13 protein-coding genes are annotated in these 18,738 nt (G+C 52.3%); 11 read left to right on the forward strand and 2 right to left on the reverse strand.

The annotated features are described in order from the left end of the window. Positions 1 to 47 precede the first annotated feature (47 nt). The gene (locus tag AB8881_07295) at positions 48 to 1,040 is read left to right on the forward strand and encodes an adenosine kinase (GenBank protein ID XDZ62358.1); all 993 of its coding nucleotides are present in this window, start codon (positions 48 to 50) and stop codon (positions 1,038 to 1,040) included. 101 nt (positions 1,041 to 1,141) lie between these two features. On the opposite strand, the gene AB8881_07300 is transcribed toward AB8881_07295, so the two are convergent. After that, positions 1,142 to 3,406: an NADP-dependent malic enzyme gene (locus tag AB8881_07300; protein XDZ62359.1), complete on the reverse strand. Its 2,265-nt coding sequence runs from the start codon at positions 3,404 to 3,406 to the stop codon at positions 1,142 to 1,144. A gap of 207 nt (positions 3,407 to 3,613) precedes the next feature. Between AB8881_07300 and mutS the strand changes: the two genes are divergently transcribed. The 6 genes from mutS (at position 3,614) to AB8881_07330 (ending at position 13,791) form a co-directional block, all read left to right on the forward strand. Further along, positions 3,614 to 6,307, forward strand: a complete 2,694-nt coding sequence (mutS, locus tag AB8881_07305; GenBank protein XDZ62360.1) for a DNA mismatch repair protein MutS — start codon at positions 3,614 to 3,616, stop codon at positions 6,305 to 6,307. Continuing rightward, positions 6,304 to 9,135, forward strand: a complete 2,832-nt coding sequence (locus AB8881_07310) for a [protein-PII] uridylyltransferase (GenBank protein XDZ62361.1) — start codon at positions 6,304 to 6,306, stop codon at positions 9,133 to 9,135. Before mutS ends, AB8881_07310 begins: the two co-directional genes overlap by 4 nt. Further along, on the forward strand, positions 9,132 to 10,718 hold the full coding sequence (murJ, locus tag AB8881_07315) for a murein biosynthesis integral membrane protein MurJ (GenBank protein ID XDZ62362.1): 1,587 nt from the start codon (positions 9,132 to 9,134) through the stop codon (positions 10,716 to 10,718). The genes AB8881_07310 and murJ overlap by 4 nt, the downstream gene beginning before the upstream one ends. 106 nt (positions 10,719 to 10,824) lie before the next feature. Continuing rightward, positions 10,825 to 11,868, forward strand: a complete 1,044-nt coding sequence (gene trpS / locus AB8881_07320) for a tryptophan--tRNA ligase (protein XDZ62363.1) — start codon at positions 10,825 to 10,827, stop codon at positions 11,866 to 11,868. 362 nt (positions 11,869 to 12,230) lie between these two features. After that, positions 12,231 to 12,788 (forward strand): NifU family protein, encoded by a 558-nt coding sequence (locus AB8881_07325; protein ID XDZ62364.1) that lies wholly within the window; start codon positions 12,231 to 12,233, stop codon positions 12,786 to 12,788. Positions 12,789 to 12,903: 115 nt separating this feature from the next. Next, positions 12,904 to 13,791 carry a glucosaminidase domain-containing protein gene (locus AB8881_07330; GenBank protein XDZ62365.1) on the forward strand — a complete coding sequence of 296 codons (888 nt, stop codon included), beginning with the start codon at positions 12,904 to 12,906 and terminating at the stop codon, positions 13,789 to 13,791. A 54-nt stretch (positions 13,792 to 13,845) separates the two neighbouring features. On the opposite strand, the gene AB8881_07335 is transcribed toward AB8881_07330, so the two are convergent. Next, positions 13,846 to 14,892, reverse strand: coding sequence for a polysaccharide deacetylase family protein (locus AB8881_07335; GenBank protein ID XDZ62366.1), 1,047 nt, complete (start codon positions 14,890 to 14,892; stop codon positions 13,846 to 13,848). A gap of 163 nt (positions 14,893 to 15,055) precedes the next feature. On the opposite strand from AB8881_07335, the gene tsaB reads away from it, so the two are divergent. From tsaB to AB8881_07355, 4 genes are all read left to right on the forward strand, one after another. Continuing rightward, the gene (tsaB, locus tag AB8881_07340) at positions 15,056 to 15,781 is read left to right on the forward strand and encodes a tRNA (adenosine(37)-N6)-threonylcarbamoyltransferase complex dimerization subunit type 1 TsaB (protein XDZ62367.1); all 726 of its coding nucleotides are present in this window, start codon (positions 15,056 to 15,058) and stop codon (positions 15,779 to 15,781) included. Between the two features lie 8 nt (positions 15,782 to 15,789). After that, on the forward strand, positions 15,790 to 16,326 hold the full coding sequence (rimI, locus tag AB8881_07345; protein ID XDZ62368.1) for a ribosomal protein S18-alanine N-acetyltransferase: 537 nt from the start codon (positions 15,790 to 15,792) through the stop codon (positions 16,324 to 16,326). 66 nt (positions 16,327 to 16,392) lie between these two features. Beyond that, a complete protein-coding gene (gene miaB / locus AB8881_07350) occupies positions 16,393 to 17,748 on the forward strand; it encodes a tRNA (N6-isopentenyl adenosine(37)-C2)-methylthiotransferase MiaB (protein XDZ62369.1) in 1,356 nt (451 codons plus the stop codon). After that, positions 17,745 to 18,725 (forward strand): PhoH family protein, encoded by a 981-nt coding sequence (locus AB8881_07355; protein XDZ62370.1) that lies wholly within the window; start codon positions 17,745 to 17,747, stop codon positions 18,723 to 18,725. The genes miaB and AB8881_07355 overlap by 4 nt, the downstream gene beginning before the upstream one ends. The last annotated feature ends 13 nt before the right edge of the window (positions 18,726 to 18,738 follow it).

Consider the following 18,738-nt stretch of genomic DNA (forward strand, 5'->3'; position numbering starts at 1 on the left):
TCTGCCCGTTAGAATTTCCGTTCAGAAATTGCCATAATGAGGTTGTGATGGCCCCAAAAACCCTTGATGTTTTAGCTGTTGGCAATGCGATTGTTGATATATTCGGACAATGTGACGATGATTTTCTAAGCGCCAATGGTATTGAAAAAGGCGTGATGACCCTGCTTGACGAGGCCGGATCTGCACAGCTTTATGCGGCACTTGGTGCGATCGGAAACCCACAATTAATCTCGGGTGGTTCAGCGGCTAATACCGCCGTTGGGGTTGCTGCTTTTGGCGGATCGGCAAATTTTGTCGGACGGGTGCATGACGATGCGCTTGGCACAGCCTTTAGGCGTGATATTCAGGCGGCCGGGGTTGGTTTTGATCATCCGGCGGCAACGAGCGGGTCGGCAACAGCCTCATCAATCATTCTGGTAACGCCCGATGCGGCGCGGTCAATGAATACTTTTCTTGGGGCAAGCATTGAATTTGAGGCGGCTGATCTGGCGCTTGCCGATGCGGCGGCGGCAAAGATTATCTATCTCGAAGGCTATCTTTTTGATGCGCCTAACGGCCCGGCTATTTTTGCTGAGGCAGCGCGACTTGCCAGTCTTTATGACGTCAAATTGGCCTTGTCGCTATCTGATCCATGGTGTGCCGAGCGGCATCGTGCAGCCTTGACCGATTTTATTGATGAGCATATTTCGATTTTATTCGGTAATGAAGACGAGGTCGCTAGCTTGTGTCAATCGGGCAGTGACGAGGCGATTGCTGCCTTGGTGGGCAGGCTTGATGAACTGGTTGTTACCCGCGGTCCAGCCGGCGCATTTATCGGTGCCGGCACCGCGCATCATGAAATTCCGGCAATGCCACAAGGCCCAGTGATTGATACAACCGGTGCTGGTGATTTGTTTGCCGCGGGCTATCTGTTCGGCCGGACAAATGGATTTGACGTTAAATCGGCGGGGCGGCTCGCCAGTCTTGCCGCTGGTGAGGTCATTTCGCATATTGGCGCGCGGCCACAAGCTGACCTAAAGCAGCTTGCGGCGATATTATAGAGCGGGCCAAGGGCATAGTATCTCTGAATTTACCGACAGATTCACCGCCAGATTCACCGCCAGATGGCGCGTCATCTCCGGCGGTCAGCTTTTTTTGATGGCTAGCGAAAGGCATCATGCGCGGCAAGCACCGCGGTCTGCACAATATCACTAACCGATGCGCCCATCTGTACAATCTGGAACGGATAGGCACCGCCAATCATCATTGGGCCAACGACTGAAACACTACCCAACTGATGCAGCAGCTTGAACGAAATATTTGCCGAATGGAGTCCGGGCATTACCAGAATATTGGCGGGTCCGCTAAGGTTACAGAACGGGTAGCGCGCCTTCATCAAATCATAATCAAGCGCGATATCTGCAGTCATTTCGCCGTCAAATTCGAAACCGACATCGCGGCTTTGAAGAATTTCAACCGCCCGGCGTGCTTCAACGCTTGTGCGTGACTCAGGATTACCAAAATTAGTGAATGACAGGATTGCCACCCGCGGCGTATGTCCCATTTGGCGGGCTTTGGCTGCCATTGCAACGGCGATATCGGCCATTTCTTCGGCGTTTGGCCGTTCGGTGACGGCGACATCACCAACAAACACTGTGCGGCCCCGTGATATGATCATCGAGGTGGTGAGGAATTTGCTGCCTTCGGCGACATCAATGACCCGCCGGATATGCTGCAATGTCGGTTGGAATGCGCGGGTGACGCCGGTGACAAGCGCGTTGGCATGCCCACAGCTGACCATACAAGCGGCAAAAATGTTACGATCGAGATTCACCATGCGCTGGCAATCACGATAAAGTGATCCACGGCGTTGTAATTTGGAATAGAGCAAATCGGTATATTCGGTCAGATGCTCGGAAACTTTTGCATTGGTGATCGGCAAATCTTCTGCCCCGTCAAGGCCAAGACGCTGGATCGTTTCCTTGACCCGATGTTCGCGGCCAAGCAGGATCGGCTGGCCATACCCTGCATTGCGGAACGCCAGCGCTGCACGGATTACGCGCTCTTCTTCACCCTCGGCAAAGACAATTCGCTTTTTATTTGCGCTGACTCTCTCAAAAATTGATTGCAGCGCGCCAGCGGTCGGATCGAGGCGGGCTGATAATAACCGGCGATATTCGTCAAGATCGTCAATCGGGCGCCGTGCCACGCCATCGCTCATCGCGGCCTCGGCCACGGCCGATGACACAGCAACGATCAGGCGCGGATCAAACGGTGTCGGGATGATATAATCCTCGCCATAGGTCAGTGCTTGCCCGCCATAAGCATCTGCCACTGAATCGGGCACATCCTCACGGGCCAGCATGGCCAAAGCATTGGCTGCGGCAATTTTCATATTTTCGGTGATCTTACTGGCACGAACGTCAAGTGCCCCCCGGAAAATATACGGAAAGCCAAGAACGTTATTCACCTGATTGGGGAAATCTGATCGTCCGGTCGCGATGATCGCATCAGGACGCACTTCTTTAGCTTCGGCCGGCCAGATTTCTGGCACCGGATTGGCCATGGCGAAAATGATTGGGCGGGCGGCCATTTTTTCGACCATGCTTTTGGTCAGGGCACCGCCTGATGACAGACCAAGGAAAACATCAGCCCCGACAAGTGCCTCTTCAAGGCTGCGGGCATCGGTTTCGGCGGCGTGCGCCGATTTCCACTGGTTCATTGATTCGGTGCGGCCTTTGTAAATGGGGCCAGTGCGGTCACAGATGATAATGTTATCAGCTGGAACCCCCATGATTTTGAGCAATTCAACACAAGCGATTGACGCCGCCCCAGCCCCATTGCCAACAATCTTGACCGTTTTCATGTCGCGGCCAGTCAGATGAAATGCGTTGATCAGGCCAGCCGCGGTAATAATCGCGGTGCCATGCTGGTCGTCATGAAATACCGGGATATCCAGTTTGTCGCGGAGCTGCTGTTCGATCACAAAACATTCAGGCGCCTTGATATCTTCAAGATTGATCCCGCCAAAGGTCGGCGTCATCAGCGCAACTGCATTAACAAAGGCTTCCGGATCTGATGTGTTTAACTCAAGATCAATACCGTCAATATCGGCAAATTTTTTGAATAGAACGGCTTTGCCTTCCATCACTGGCTTGGCCGCGGCGGCACCAATATCGCCAAGGCCAAGGACCGCTGTACCGTTTGAAATGACCGCAATCTGATTGCCTTTGTTGGTGTAATCATAGGCTTTATTGATGTCTGACGCGATCTCGAGACACGGCGCGGCAACACCTGGTGAATAGGCCAGCGATAAATCATGCTGGCTTGTCAGCGGCTTGGTTGCGGCAATCTGGAATTTCCCCGGGCGTCCATTGGCGTGGAATGCAAGGGCTTCAGCGTCGAGGAGTTTATCTTTATCTGTCATGTCTCAATTACTTTATTATCTGACCTAAAGCGGTCGTTTGGGTTAAAAATTGATTTTGGTGCAAACGGTCGATGCGAATAATACGTCATATCGCTCTGCTAGACCCGGTTCGATCTTGTTCTAGAGATCAAGTTGGGGCAATGTCAAAACATTATGACATCTCAACCTTCTACAGCAAATGCGCCAAAAGTAAAAGCGCCCACCCCAATGATGGCGCAATATTTGCGCGTCAAGGATTCGCATCGCAATGCGCTGCTTTTCTATCGCATGGGTGATTTCTATGAGATGTTCTTTGAAGATGCAGAAATTGCCGCAAAACAGCTGGGGATTACGCTTACAAAACGGGGCAGCAAAGACGGTCTTGATGTGCCGATGTGCGGGGTGCCGGTTCATGCGGTCGATGGTTATCTGGCGCGGTTGATCCGGGCTGGTCACAGGGTCGCAATTTGCGAGCAGGTTGAAGATCCGCAGGAACAAAAAAAACGTGGCGGCAAAGGCCCATTGAAACGCGATGTGGTGCGGGTGCTGACGCCGGGTACATTGACTGAAGACGAATTATTGCCAGCACAGGCGCATAATTATCTGGTTGCGCTTGGCCGCGCTGAATCGCAGCTGGCACTTGCCTGGGCTGATATGTCCACTGGTGATTTTTTCGTGCAGGAAATGGCCGATGATGGATTGGAAACCCTATTGGCCCGGCTGGATCCGGCAGAACTGATTTACCCGCAAGGCTTTGATCTTCCCAGCTGGTTTCACGATAGCCAGATTTGTCCAACCGAGCAGGCAGCGTCGCTGTTCGACTCGACCCGCGCCAGACAGGCGCTGGAAAGGTTTTATCAGGTTGCAAGTCTTGACGGTATGGGGCATTTCAGCCGCGCGATGCTGTCGGCTGGCGGGGCGCTTCTTGGCTATTTAGAGGCAACCCAAGTCGGGAATATGCCGCGCCTATTGCCGCTTACCGCGGTTAGTGATGCCGGCTTTATGGAAATTGATCCGGCAACGCGGCGGTCATTGGAATTATCGCGCACCCTCACCGGTGAACGCCGTGGCAGTTTGTTGCATGCGGTCGATCGTACCCTGACGGCAGCTGGTGGGCGTCTGCTTGGTGAACGGCTGGCAGCACCATTGTTTGATGTCACGGCGATTAATGCGCGGCTTGATCTGGTTGGCTGGTTTATTGCCGAGGCGGTTTGTGCTGATCTGGTGCGCGCCCAGCTCCGTATCCAGCCCGATATCGAACGCGCGCTGTCGCGCTTGTCTTTGGGGCATGGCGGCCCGCGTGATCTGGCAAATATTGCTGGTGGCCTTGATAGCGCCGGCCAAATTGTTGCACAGATTCGCGCCGTTGCCGCCAATGGAGAAAATGGTGCCGCCAGAATTAGCGAAGGAATTAGCGGAGGGATTAACGAAAAAAGTGGGCTTGGCGGGCTTATGCTACCCGACGCATTACCTGCTTGTCTTGACGCGATGCTGGGTCCGCGGGGGCTGATCAATGTGCTGGTTCCCGCCCTTGGTGATGATCTGCCGTTATTGGCGCGTGATGGCGGCTTTGTCCGGCAGGGATATGATCTGGCACTTGATGATTTACGCGGTCTGCGGGATGAAAGCCGCCGTTTGATCGCCGCTTTACAAAGTCGCTATGCTGATGAAACCGGCATTGCTTCGTTAAAGATCAAACATAATAATGTGCTTGGCTATCATATTGATGTGCGCAGTAATCATGCTGCCAAATTGATGGATCATGAGATTTTTATCCATCGCCAGACCACTGCACAGGCGGTGCGGTTTACCACGACCGAGCTAGCGGAAATGGAACGTGATATGGCCAGTGCGGCTGATCGTGCATTAGCGCTTGAGCTGGAAATATTCGACCGGTTGCGAAACGAGGTTCTGACGGTGGCGGCTGATCTGGGTGATGCGGCGCGTGCGCTTGCTAAAATTGATGTCGCAACGGCGTCGGCTCAGCTTGCGATTAGCCAGCATTACTGCCGCCCAAAAATTGTCGATGAACCCCTGTTTGACATTTCCAAAGGACGGCATCCTGTCATTGAACCGATGCTGGATTCGCAAACGCCGTTTATCGCGAATGACTGTAATCTTGATGATGGACGTCTCTGGTTGTTAACCGGCCCCAATATGGCGGGTAAATCGACATTTCTGCGGCAGAATGCGCATATTGCCGTCATGGCGCAGGCGGGACTTTTTGTGCCGGCAGAACGCGCTGTTATCGGCCTTGTTGACCGGTTGTTCAGCCGGGTTGGTGCAGCTGATGATCTGGCGCGTGGACGATCAACCTTTATGGTGGAAATGGTCGAGACAGCGGCTATTTTGAACCGTGCAACCAGTCGATCTTTGGTAATTCTAGATGAAATTGGTCGGGGCACTGCAACTTATGATGGTTTGGCAATTGCCTGGTCAACGCTGGAATATCTGCATGATGCCAGTATGTGCCGAACCTTGTTTGCCACCCATTATCATGAATTGACGCATCTCCAAAAATCGCTGGAAAATCTGCGCTGCCACGCAATGCAGGTTCGTGAATGGCAGGGGTCGATTGTGTTTTTGCATCAGGTGGTCACGGGCGCCGCTGATCGCTCATATGGGGTTCATGTGGCGCGACTTGCCGGCTTGCCAGCTGTGGTTCTGGGTCGGGCCGAGCAGATTCTTGGTGAGTTGGAAACCGGCCAGCACGGCGCCGTAGATGCTGGGATGATGGCCGATAATCTGCCGCTTTTTGACTTTCAGAATACGCATCATGATGTCGATATGCCCAGCGATGAAATTGCCGAAATGATTGACGCGTTGCAGCCTGATAATCTTGCCCCGCGTGAGGCGCTGGATATTTTGTACCGGCTAAAGGCGCTGCGGGCTGGTGCGGCTAAATCTGGTGATAAAACATGAGTCCGAATGATATATTAGCATCTGGTGAAGGGCGCTTGGGCAAATCAAGGCTTGGCAAAAATGCGGCGCTGGACGGCATCGCATGGCATCGCTGGCTATTGCCGTTACAAGGCGCGATGGATCGCTTTCAAGCACCGCTTGATCGTGCCGCAATCGAGGCTGAGCTGGCGACCCATGAAAGTGGCAAAACGCCTTTGCCGCGGCCTGAATTGCTGGGCTGCCTTCGGCGTTACCTTGACCAGGCCAAAGCCAATCTTCGCACGGCGTTTTACGACAGTAATGATGGCGCAATCTATGTCGGGATGCATGCTTGGACAATTGATATCTTATTGCAAAGCCTCTATGCGCAAGCACAGCGATATTGCGCCGGCGGTGATGAAGTGGCGCTGATCGCGGTTGGCGGCTATGGCCGCGGCGAAATGGCGCCATTCTCGGATGTTGATATCATGTTTTTGATGCCGAAAAAGCCAACGGCCAAACACACGAAATTCATCGAATTTGTACTTTATATTCTGTGGGATCTTGGGCTGAAAATCGGCCATTCCACCCGCAGTATCGACGAATCAATCGAGGCGGCAAGCGAAGACCAGACAGTTCTAACCAGCTTTCTGGAAATGCGTCATGTGGCTGGTGATGACTCGCTCTGGGTTAAACTAAGCCGCGCCGTTCAACGCAAGATAGCCAAGCAGAAACCATTGGCTTATGTCGAGGAAAAGCTGGAGGAGCGAGACATACGCCACAAGCGGTTTGGTGATACACGCTATGTTGTTGAACCGAATATCAAAGATGGTAAGGGCGGGCTGCGTGATTTGCACAGTCTGTTCTGGATTGCGAAATATGCCTATCGTGTTAACAGCATTATCGACATCGTAAAACAAGGGGTTCTTCGTGACGGTGAGGCGCGGAAATTTGCGCTTGCCCAGCGGTTTTTATGGACGGTTCGCTGTCATCTTCATTTCCATGCAGACCGACCCGAAGAGCGGCTTGATTTTGAGGCTCAAATGGTCATTGCACCACGCCTTGGTTTTGCCGATCGGGGCGGGCTTCGCGGGGTTGAGCGTTTTATGAAACGCTATTATCTGGCGGCGCGGAATGTTGGCAATCTGACGCGGATTTTCTGTGCGGCGATGGAAACGGATTTCCGCAAAAGCCTGACATTCTGGCGCCCGGATTTTCTGCGAACACATGAGCTTGATCCGTTTCGGATTGAGAGTGGCCGCGTGCGGCTTATTGACGATGTATTGTTTCGCGAGTCGCCGGTTCGTCTGATCGAATTATTCGCCATCGCCCAAACGCATGATGCTGATGTGCATCCAAATACCTTGCAACGGGTTACGCGCGCGCTTCCGGCGCTTGATGCAAAAACCCGCAAGGACGAGCAGGCGAACAAGCTGTTTCTGGATATTCTGACATCGCGAAAAAATCCGGAACGGGTGTTACGCCTGATGAATGAAAGTGGGGTATTTGGACGGTTCTTGCCTGATTTTGGCCGGATCGTTGCGATGATGCAATTCGACATGTATCACAGCTATACCGTTGATGAGCACACGTTAAAGGCCATTGGTATTCTGCATGGTATTGAAACAGGTGAATTGCAGGCGGCAGCCCCGGTAGCCACCGAGGTTATGCCCGAGATTGGGTCGCGGCGGGCGCTTTATGTTGCGATGCTTTTACATGACATTGCCAAGGGTCGCGGCGGTGATCACTCGGTTCTGGGCGCCGAGGTTGCGCTGGCGGTTTGTCCGCGCCTTGGCCTTATTGCCGAGGAAACCGAAACGGTAAGCTGGCTGATCCTGCATCATTTGCTGATGAGCAAGATTGCCTTTCGCTATGATCTGAATGATCCGCAGACGATCGAGGATTTTGCAAAAATTGTGCAGTCACCTGAACGGTTGAAACTGCTTTTGGTGTTAACTGTTGCCGATATCAGGGCGGTGGGACCGAACATCTGGAATGGCTGGAAAGCGGCTTTGATGCGCGATCTATATTACCGCTGTGATGCCGTGTTGCGGGGCGCTGATCCGGCGGTTATTGCGCTTGGGAATGCCAATGAGGCGCGCCAAGATGCGGCGGCTAAATTAACCGATTGGGATGATGCGCGTTTTGCCAATCATGCGTCAAACATGCCGCAAACCTATTGGACAGGTTTTGATTGTGACAGCCATGTTCGCCATGCGCGGCTTTGTGATGAATTTGCCAAGCTGGATGTCCCGCTGCTGATTGATTTCAGGCCGGACCCTGCGCGCCGGATGACTGAATTGACCATTTTGACGGTCGATGATCCGGGTCTGTTCTCGCGCATTGCCGGTGCGGTTGCAGCTGCTGGGGCAAATATTGTCGGCGCGCGCATTACGACCTGTCATGATGGAACGGTGCTGGATGTTTTCTTTTTGCAGGATATGAATAATCAGGCGATTGAGGATGCGGCCGAATTAACCCGTATTCGCACAACACTTGAACGCTCGTTAACCGGTGCGATGACCCTTGAAAAGGCGCTTCAGGCACGCTGGAAACAGACCCCGCTTCGGGTCCGGCAAATGCCTGTTGCCTCGCGTGTGTTTCTATCCAACAAGATCAGCAATACACATAGCGTTATCGAGGTGAATGGCCGCGATTTCCCCGGCTTGCTGCATAAAATCACGCATTGCTTGGCCGATCTTGGCCTGCAAATCCAAACAGCAACCGTTTCCACCTATGGCGAGCGTGTCGTTGATGTCTTCTATGTCAAAGATATTTTCGGATTACAAATCCAGAGCGAAACACGGCAACAGACTATTCGTAACCGGTTGCTGGCTATTTTTGACGATGCTGCTGGGGATCTGGCATGACGCGCGCGCCGGATCCGGATAAGGCGGAAAAGCCGGCCTCACTTGGCCGCGCCTTTGGGCAGATTGGCGGCCTGACCGCAATCAGCCGTATTGTTGGCTTTTTGCGGGATATTGCCTTTGCCAGCTTTTTGGGGGCAGGACCAGCGGCTGATGCGTTTCTGGTGGCGCTGAAAATATCGAATATGTTTCGCCGGTTAAGTGCTGAAGGGGCGATGACCAATGCCTTTCTGCCGAGCTTTGCTAAAATACGACAAAGTGAGGGGCGCGACGCTGCGTTGCGGCTGGCGTCTGAGGCGCAGATTTTTTTGATCATTATGCTGTTTATTCTGGTGGTGATTGCCGAGATTTTTATGCCGCAATTTATTGCCCTATTGGCGCCCGGTTTTACCAAAACGCCGGACCGGATGGCGGCGGCGGTCGATCTGGCACGCGTGACGATGCCGTATCTACCAATGATTTCGATTGTTGCTTTATGGAGTGCGATTTCGAATGCGCATGACCGGTTTTTTGGTGGGGCTGCTGCGCCAATTCTGGCTAATCTCTGTTTTATCGGCGGCGCGGTGGCGATCCCGCTTGTTGCTGCCGATCTTGGTATGTTTCGCGCCTTGCCAATTGCGATTGGCTTGCTGATTGCGGGGCTTTGCCAACTCATCTTCATGTTTGTCATTCTGCGGCGTCTTTCGGCGGTGCCGCGGCTGCAATGGCCGCGCCTATCCAAAGCCGGAAAAACCATGTGGGTTAAATTTTTACCAGCGGCACTTGGGGCTGGCGGGATGCAGCTCAATCTATTGGTTGATTTGATCTTGGCATCTACGCTGCCGGTTGGGGCGATCTCTTGGCTCTATTATGCTGACCGGGTGGCGCAATTGCCACTTGGCATTGTCGGCATCGCGCTTGGCACCGCTTTGCTGCCCCGATTATCAGCCTTGGAGGCAGTTAACGACAAGGATCAGATCACCAAAACCCTTGATGAGGCCATTATCTTTGGTGGTTTTTTTGTGGTGCCGGCAGTGCTCGCTTTGATCGTTTTATCCGGCCCGATTATTGAGGGATTATTTGTCTATGGTGCATTCGGCATTGATGATGCGGTGATGGCGGCAATGGCGCTGTCGGCCTATGCGCTCGGCCTTCCCGGGTTTGTCATGGTAAAGGTTTTACAACCGGCCTTTTATGCGGCGGGTCAGCCTGGCACTGTTCTGAAAATCTCGATTATGACAGTGGCGGTGAATATCACTGGGTCGCTTTTGCTGATGCCGCTGCTGGGGCATATTGGGCTGGCTCTAGCAACGTCATTGTCAGGCGTCGCTGCGGCGGTTGTTATGGCTATATTATTACGTCGTCGGCGCCGCCTTGCTGGTGGCTGGATCGGTATGACCGGCCGGATTTTTGCTGCGAGTGTAATTATGGCGATCTTGCTTTTGGCGCTACTCACCTTTGCCAGTGGGCTTCGCCAGTTTTTGCCAGCCGCAGGTTGGCTTGTCTTGCTAGTCATGGTTGGTGGGGGCGGTTTTCTGGTCTCGGCGTGGTCATTGCGGGCAATTCCAGACGAGTTTCTTCGCCGGTTACGGTACCGAAAGACTTGACCGCGGCGGCGCAAGCGGGGATAACGCTGGCATGATTATCAATTGTTTCAAGGGCAATCCGGCAGCGGTTTCCCCTTGTTCTGATTAGGCGTGATGGATAGATCAAATGACCGACTCAACCGTGCAAAAATCTGCAGAGAAAAGCCGTATTTTTTCGGGTATTCAGCCGACTGGCAATCTGCATCTTGGCAATTATCTTGGCGCCATCCGCAATTGGGTTTCGTTGCAGCATGAATTTGAGTCGATCTATTGCGTGGTTGACCTTCACGCCATCACGGTTCATCAGAATCCGGCAGATTTACGTAAAAGCACCCGCGAGGTCGCGGCGAGCCTAATCGCTGCAGGTATTTCAACTGATCGCTCGATCCTATTTAATCAATCTTGTGTGCCGCAACATGCCGAGCTGGCGTGGATTTTCAATTGCGTGGCGCGGCTTGGCTGGCTGAACCGGATGACACAGTTCAAGGAAAAGGCCGGTAAAAACCGCGAGAATGCCTCGGTTGGACTCTATGCCTATCCGACATTGATGGCAGCGGATATTCTGACTTACCGTGCCACCCATGTGCCGGTTGGTGAGGATCAGAAACAGCATCTTGAACTGACCCGTGATATTGCGCAGGCATTTAATTCGACTTTTGAGCGTGATGTATTTCCGTTGCCGGAGCCACAGATTTTTGGCAGCGCAACGCGTGTGATGAGCCTTCGCGATGGCAGTGCAAAAATGAGCAAATCCGATCTATCGGACAATTCGCGGATTAATATGACTGACAATGCCGATTTGATTATGCAGAAAATTCGCAAAGCAAAAACTGACCCGGATGCCTTGCCATCTGAAGTGGCAGGCCTTGCTGGTCGCCCTGAGGCTAGCAATCTGGTTGGCATCTATGCAGCGCTTGCCGATTGCCGGACCGAAGATGTTCTTGCCGAATTTGGTGGGCGCGGCTTTGGTGATTTCAAACCGGCTCTTGGCGATCTGGCTGTTGCCAAACTATCCCCGATCGGCGATGAGATGCGGCGGCTTTTGGAAAACCCTGCCGATATTGACGCTATTTTGGCCGATGGCGCCGAACGTGCGGCGGCGATTGCGCGGCCAATTCTGGCCGAAGTGCGTGATGTGGTTGGTTTTTTGGGTGCAAGCACCGACCGTTAACCGCGCTTAAGCAGCTGTTATATCATTGTCAGACGGGGATTGACTGGTCGGTTTTGCAGATCGCTAGCCAGATTGGCTGGAATATGCGATATTGCAGTGGCTGGGGTTGCAGTTTTTGCTGAAATTCCCATATGAATTTGAGGGTGCGTTAGATCGGTTGGGGTGATTTAATGCTGGCGGTAACAGGCTATTAGCTTGGTATCATCATAAAATAGCCCTTTTGAGCTGGACTCCGATTTTGCGTTTCAGCCCCGAAAGTAAGAGATTAGCAAAAGTAATAGATTAAAGAAAATTTACGGGTTTCTGTCTAAATTAGGGCCCTTGTTGATAGAAGTACGATCGTACCAAGAAGGATTGATCAGATGTTTATTCAAACTCAGGATACGCCGAACCCGGCTACTTTGAAATTCATCCCCGGTGTTCCGGTTATGGAACAGGGAACGGCTGATTTTGCCGATCCTGATAGCACAAAAACATCACCATTGGCGCGCCGCCTTTTTCAGATTGATGGTGTAACAGCGGTTTTCCTTGGGGCTGATTTTGTCGCGGTGACCAAGGCCGAAGGTCTGGATTGGTTTGCCCTTAAGCCGGGTATTCTTGCCGGCATTATGGAGCATTACGCCTCAGGTTTGCCGGTGATCGAGAAAGACGCTGATCTGGCTGATCCGCATGCTGAAGACGGCGATAGTGATACGGTGCAACAGATCAAACAGCTGTTGGATTCGCGCGTGCGGCCAGCGGTTGCAATGGATGGTGGCGATATTGTTTTTCAGGGGTTTGACGATGGTGTTGTGACCCTGCAAATGCGCGGTGCCTGTCAGGGCTGTCCAAGCTCGACAGCGACATTGAAAATGGGCATTGAGAATATGCTTCGTCACTATATTCCCGAGGTTCGTGAGGTTCGCGCGGCCGAGATGTAAGCTGGAATAGCGACTAATCGTATTGTTAGTGTCCACGCTTAGGGTTCAGTTCGTGATAGCGTCGATTTCCAATTTTTTTACCAACCGGCGGATCGTTTTGATCGCAGGGTTATTGATGGTTATTGGATTTACTGGCCCCGGTATATTTGGATTATCGCCGCCGCAGTTTCTTAGTTTACCCGCCTCGCTTGTTACCAGTGAAAAGACGCATTCATCCGACCAGACGGGTGCCGATCAAAGTGACAGGTCAAACTCTGCCGCCCCCAATTTGGACCAGCCCTATTCGGATCAGGCCGATTTGGATCAGGCAAAATCTGGCGTTGATGCCCCGTTGCAGGTTGCGCGCGAATTCATCAATCATATCCCCGAATCACATCTAGGCCTTGCCGGTTCCGCGCAAAAGGACTCATTCATTAGAATTGTTCTACCGCTGATTCTGGCCAGTAATGAGGAAATCATCAAGCGTCGCGAGGCCATTCAGCGCGCGTTTGAGAATAATGATCGGGCGGCGCTGGAAAAATGGGCGCATCTTTATAAACTTGGTGGTAGCAAGTTAGATAATGACGCGTTAACCGCGCGGTTGTTGCACCGTGCCGATACGGTGCCGGTGGCCCTAGCATTGGCACAGGCGGCAGTTGAGTCCGGGTGGGGAACGTCACGCTTTGCGCTACAAGGTAACGCTCTTTTTGGCCAGTGGGCGTGGCGAGAGCATGCTGGCATCCGGCCATTGGAGGCGACGAATAGCCGGGCGGTGGTGCGCAGCTTTGGTACCCTGCTTGGGTCAGTCCGCGCCTATATGCATAATCTGAATACGCATTATCACTATAAAGAATTTCGGACATCCCGTGCCGCTTTACGCGACCGCCCAATCATTGGTGAGTCAAAAATTTTAGCCAAACATCTTGATCGCTATGCCGAAATTGGTGACGCCTATGTCAAGAAACTCGAGACGCTTATCCGGGTTAATGATTTCAGCCGGTTTGCGCTTGCGTCTCTGAATTAACATCTATCCAAACTAGAGTTTCACATTAGCCGGCTTGTCTCACGTGACGGCGGTTTAGGGAACGAGAAATTGTTTGCCAAACCAACGCCAGCGTCCGTCTGGGCCGGGCATGGTGCAATTTACCCGCGCACGCCCAGACGGCAATGGCCCGGGAAATCGTACTTCGGCGCGCGGCCCTAAGCGGGTGACATCCAGCGCATTATAGGTGCTGTTGAAACATTGGAGATTATTTTGATCGGCTATTTCTGGAGCAAGGGTAAAACCGAAAGCCGGTGGATTTTTTGTAATCACAACATCAGCTGGTAGAACCTGATTAGCCTTCAGCGGTAAACCGTTGATCGCAAGTGACAGCCGATCCATTTCGCCATAGCGTTCATTCATCGCAAAACGCGGCAACTCAAAAAACCCGTTAAACCCATGAGCAATCCCGGAATTTTGACCAAAGCCTGCAATAAATCCGGCGGTCTTAACTCTGTCGATCACGGCAAGATTATATTCACCATAAGGATAAGCAAATAGATCCGGCCGCATACCAAGTTCGGCTAGAAAACGCTTATTGGCATTACCAAGCTCGGTATCAATGGCTTCGATACTGATCTTATGCATATGGGGGTGACTTGCTGTTTGGCTGCCAATGCCAACGCCGTCAGCCTGCAAACGCCGCAGCTGGTCCCAGCTCATATAATTGCGATGTTTTTGATCGACCGGATCAGTGGCAACAAAAACCGTAAAGGGAAAGCCCTTTGCTTTTAGACGCGGCCAAGCCTCGGTAAAAACTGATAGATAGGCATCATCAATGGTGATGGCGACTGTTCGGTCAGGCAGCGGTTTGCCAGTTTGCAAACGGTCGATGATTTTCGCCAAAGGCAGCACCGTATAATTGCCATCGGATAATTTCTCAAGATGCGCGTCAAATTGTTCAAGTCGGATATTTGTGCTTGGATATTTGTCTTCACCAAACCGGTGATACATCAAAATCACAGCATGATCGGCAGCAAACGCCGTTCCAAAAAATGACAGGCCAAGGATCATGGCAGCGAAAAGGCGGCTGCTAAACTTCATCAGCCTATGTCGGATATTTTGACAAAGATTTTTGTCCATAGCAGATTTTCCACTCAAATAATGATACAAGCGAGACTTTACCGGCGCTGCTGCTAATGATAGAGCGACTTCAGTTAACGCGTCTTGGCAAAATGATGCAACTGCACAACCGAACATATACGACTCAGATAAAAAGCCAGATAAAGAAATAGGCTGTTTGAAAATGTCCACGCACCCAAGCAAATCGCCGGTCATACTAGCCTTTGAGGCGAGCAGTAGCCACTTATCCGCTGCGTTATATGCCGACGGACAGATCCGGGCAATGAAAACATCCGAGGCTGGTTTTGGTCAGGCTGCATCATTAGTGCCATTGGCGGTTTCGGCATTGGCTGAAGCAGGGGTTGATTTCAGCGCGCTTAGCCATGTTGCAGCTGGACGGGGGCCGGGATCATTCACTGGATTGCGGGTCTCGTTGGCAGCGGCAAAAGGGGTCTGTCTGGCGCATGATCTTCCCGGACTTGGTATCTCTGGTCTCGAAGCACTGGCCTTTGAATCTGCTGCGCCTGACCATGGCCAGCCGATCCTATGCCTTGCCGATACCCGGCGCGGCAATGTCTATGCCCAGTTTTTTGCTGCCGATGCGACCCCGCATGGCGATATTTTTGAAGCGCAGATTGCGCAACTGCCATTATTGGTACCGTCTGATATGGCACTAAAAGATGGCTTGTTGCTGACTGGTTTCGGAACAGAAGAGGCCCTAAATGCCTTTCAGGCGGCAAATATTGTCACTTCGGTGGCAGGGGTAAATGGCACTGGTGAGGCCGTTGATGCGGCGATGATCGCACAGCTTGCCGCACATAATCTAAAAGCCGGTATTCTCGCCCCTTTAACTCCGCTTTATCTTGCCGATCCGCGCCTTGGGCCAAAAAAGCAAGTGCCCGTTTTATGACCCGCCGCATGACCGGTAGGTACATAAGACGACTTATCAAGGCTGATTGCGATGTTATCGCTGATCTTGAGGCCAGCCTGTTTGCAACTGCGCTTGATCAGCCGCGTCTCCATGCGTTGCTGAAAAATCCAGTTTTCTACGGCCTTGTTACGGTCGCACCCAAAGATGACACGCCCAAAGATAAAACGCCCAACTTTGCAAATGCGGCATTAGCTGACAAGCATCGCACCCGTTCCCATCTTACCGGTTATATTCTGGCCACGATCATCGCGGATGAAGCCGAGATCATATCAATTGCGGTTGATCCATATCATCAGGGGCGCGGTATTGCCGGCGATTTGTTACTGCAGTTTATGACGCATTGCCGGACTTTTGATGTGGCTGTGATTACACTTGAGGTAGCAGCCGATAATCTGCCCGCACTTGGGCTTTATCGCCAGCATGGTTTCGCCGAATTTGGCCTTCGCAAGGACTATTATCGGCATGGCAATCAGAAAACCGACGCCATTATGATGAAGTGTCGCATAACCGAGGCTTTTTCTTGACCATCTTTGCTTCCAGGCGGTACAAGGGGAATTGGATTCGCACTGCTGAAATGTGACAACGCGCTCTTGACCAAAAAACTCTTTATCAAAACCTACGGCTGTCAGATGAATGTTTATGATTCTGACCGTATGGCTGATGTTCTCGCACCGCTTGGTTATGCGCCAACCGATATGGTTGATGGCGCTGATATGGTGATTCTCAACACCTGCCACATTCGTGAAAAAGCATCGGAAAAAGTATTTTCCGAACTTGGCCGGTTGCGCCATTTAAAGGAACGTATGGCTGATCAGCAAGGCCGAAAAATGACAATTGCTGTTGCCGGATGCGTGGCTCAGGCCGAAGGCGAAGAGATTACCCGCCGCGCCCCATGGGTTGATATTGTTGTCGGGCCGCAAACCTATCACCGCTTGCCTGAATTGGTTGGTCAGCTTGATCCATCTAGCCGCAATCGGATTATTGATACTGATTTCCCCGAGGAAGTAAAATTCGACTTTTTGCCCGGTGAGCATGCGCCGCGCGGCCCTGCAGCTTTCCTTAGTGTTCAGGAAGGCTGTAATAAGTTTTGCGCTTTTTGTGTTGTGCCTTACACGCGCGGTGCCGAGTTTTCGCGTCCGGTTAAAACCGTTCTTGAAGAAGCCAAACGGCTGGTTGCCAGCGGGACGCGTGAGCTGACGCTTCTTGGGCAAAATGTGAACGCCTATCATGGCGCGCATGACAATGGTAAAGACTGGAGTCTTGGCCGATTGATCCGGGCACTGGCCGAGGTCGATGGGCTTGAGCGGATTCGCTATACAACCTCGCATCCGCTGGATATGGATGACGAATTGATCGCGGCGCATGGCGATGTACCACAATTGATGCCGTATCTGCATTTACCAATTCAGTCAGGATCAAATCATATTCTGCAGGAAATGAACCGTCGGCACACCAGCGATGTGTATTTGGCAGTGATCGACAAGCTGCGCAACGTTCGGCCTGATATTGCCATGTCGGGTGACTTTATCGTTGGTTTTCCGGGTGAAAGTGACGCTGATTTTGCCGAAACATTGGCGCTTGTCAGCAAGGTTGGCTATGCGTCTGCCTATTCGTTTAAATATAGCCCGCGCCCGGGAACACCGGCGGCTAATGCCGATGTTCAGGTCGAAGAAGCGGTAAAGTCGGAACGGCTTGAGAGCCTGCAGCAATTGCTAAATGCGCAACAATTTGCCTTCAATAAATCGACTGAAGGCCGTGTTGTTGATGTGCTTGTCGAGCGCGCTGGCGGCCGTGATGGCCAAATGGCCGGCCGCAGCCCCTATATGCAGGCGGTGAATTTCATCGGGACTGCTGATCAGATTGGCCAGATTGTTCCCTGCCGCCTGTCGGCAGCGCGCCAGAACAGCATGACTGGCCAGATCGTCAATTTGAAGGGGGCGGCGTGAACGCGGCAAAGGCCAATAGCATCCGTATGGAATTCGAGGATAATAGCGTTCTGGCGCTTTTGTCAGGTGAACATAACCAGCATCTGGCACATATCGAAAAAACATTGGATGTCACGCTCGATTCCTTTGGTAATAGCATCAAAATCTCGGGTAGCGGCAAAGCGAGCAAAACCGCCCGCGCGGTGATCGAGGGTCTGTATCGCCGGATCGCCGGGGGTAAACATGTCGACATTGATAAATCCATGGTTGATGATGCGCTGCGTTGGGCAGTGAACGGGCATCAGGCCGAGGCGGTGACGGCCGGTGAGTCGTTTGAAACCTGGAAAAAGAAGATCGTTGCCAAGACAAAAGGCCAGAACGATTACCTGAAATTATTGCGCAGTAATGAAGTGGTGTTTGGCCTTGGCCCGGCTGGAACCGGCAAAACTTATATGGCGGTGGCGCGGGCTGTAGAGGCGCTGAAAAAGCGTGAGGTTGAACGTATTATTCTGTCGCGGCCGGCTGTTGAGGCTGGTGAACGTCTTGGCTTTTTGCCCGGTGACATGAAGGAAAAGGTCGATCCCTATTTGCGGCCGCTTTATGACGCGCTTTATGACATGATGCCAGCCGATAAGGTTGATCGGATGCTGGCAAGCGGCGAAATTGAAATTGCCCCGCTGGCCTTTATGCGCGGGCGGACACTGACCGCCGCCCACGTGATTATTGACGAGGCGCAAAATACCACGCCGGTACAAATGAAAATGGTTTTGACTCGCCTTGGACAAGATTCGCATATGGTGATTACCGGCGATCTAAGCCAGATTGACCTGCCGGCGGGCCAGCCTTCTGGTCTTGGCGAGGCAGTGTCACTTCTTGATAATATCAAGGGTGTTGGCATTATCCACCTATCTGGCGAAGACGTTGTTCGCCATCCGGTGGTCGCGCGTATCTTGCAGGCTTATGAGGCTGGACAAAAGCGGCAGAATACGTCCAAATAGAGAGCCAACATTC

It is taken from the genome of Alphaproteobacteria bacterium LSUCC0396 (assembly GCA_041228345.1).
GTDB lineage: Bacteria > Pseudomonadota > Alphaproteobacteria > Puniceispirillales > Puniceispirillaceae > UBA3439.

What these genes read in the sequence shown, in the direction of transcription:
- trpS (XDZ62363.1), top strand. Translation starts at nt 10,825, where the DNA reads ATGACCGACTCAACCGTGCAAAAATCTGCAGAGAAAAGCCGTATTTTT.
- AB8881_07295 (XDZ62358.1), top strand. Translation starts at nt 48, where the DNA reads ATGGCCCCAAAAACCCTTGATGTTTTAGCTGTTGGCAATGCGATTGTT.
- AB8881_07325 (XDZ62364.1), top strand. Translation starts at nt 12,231, where the DNA reads ATGTTTATTCAAACTCAGGATACGCCGAACCCGGCTACTTTGAAATTC.
- AB8881_07310 (XDZ62361.1), top strand. Translation starts at nt 6,304, where the DNA reads ATGAGTCCGAATGATATATTAGCATCTGGTGAAGGGCGCTTGGGCAAA.
- tsaB (XDZ62367.1), top strand. Translation starts at nt 15,056, where the DNA reads ATGTCCACGCACCCAAGCAAATCGCCGGTCATACTAGCCTTTGAGGCG.
- mutS (XDZ62360.1), top strand. Translation starts at nt 3,614, where the DNA reads ATGATGGCGCAATATTTGCGCGTCAAGGATTCGCATCGCAATGCGCTG.
- AB8881_07335 (XDZ62366.1), bottom strand. Translation starts at nt 14,892, where the DNA reads ATGGACAAAAATCTTTGTCAAAATATCCGACATAGGCTGATGAAGTTT.
- murJ (XDZ62362.1), top strand. Translation starts at nt 9,132, where the DNA reads ATGACGCGCGCGCCGGATCCGGATAAGGCGGAAAAGCCGGCCTCACTT.
- rimI (XDZ62368.1), top strand. Translation starts at nt 15,790, where the DNA reads ATGACCGGTAGGTACATAAGACGACTTATCAAGGCTGATTGCGATGTT.
- AB8881_07300 (XDZ62359.1), bottom strand. Translation starts at nt 3,406, where the DNA reads ATGACAGATAAAGATAAACTCCTCGACGCTGAAGCCCTTGCATTCCAC.
- AB8881_07330 (XDZ62365.1), top strand. Translation starts at nt 12,904, where the DNA reads ATGGTTATTGGATTTACTGGCCCCGGTATATTTGGATTATCGCCGCCG.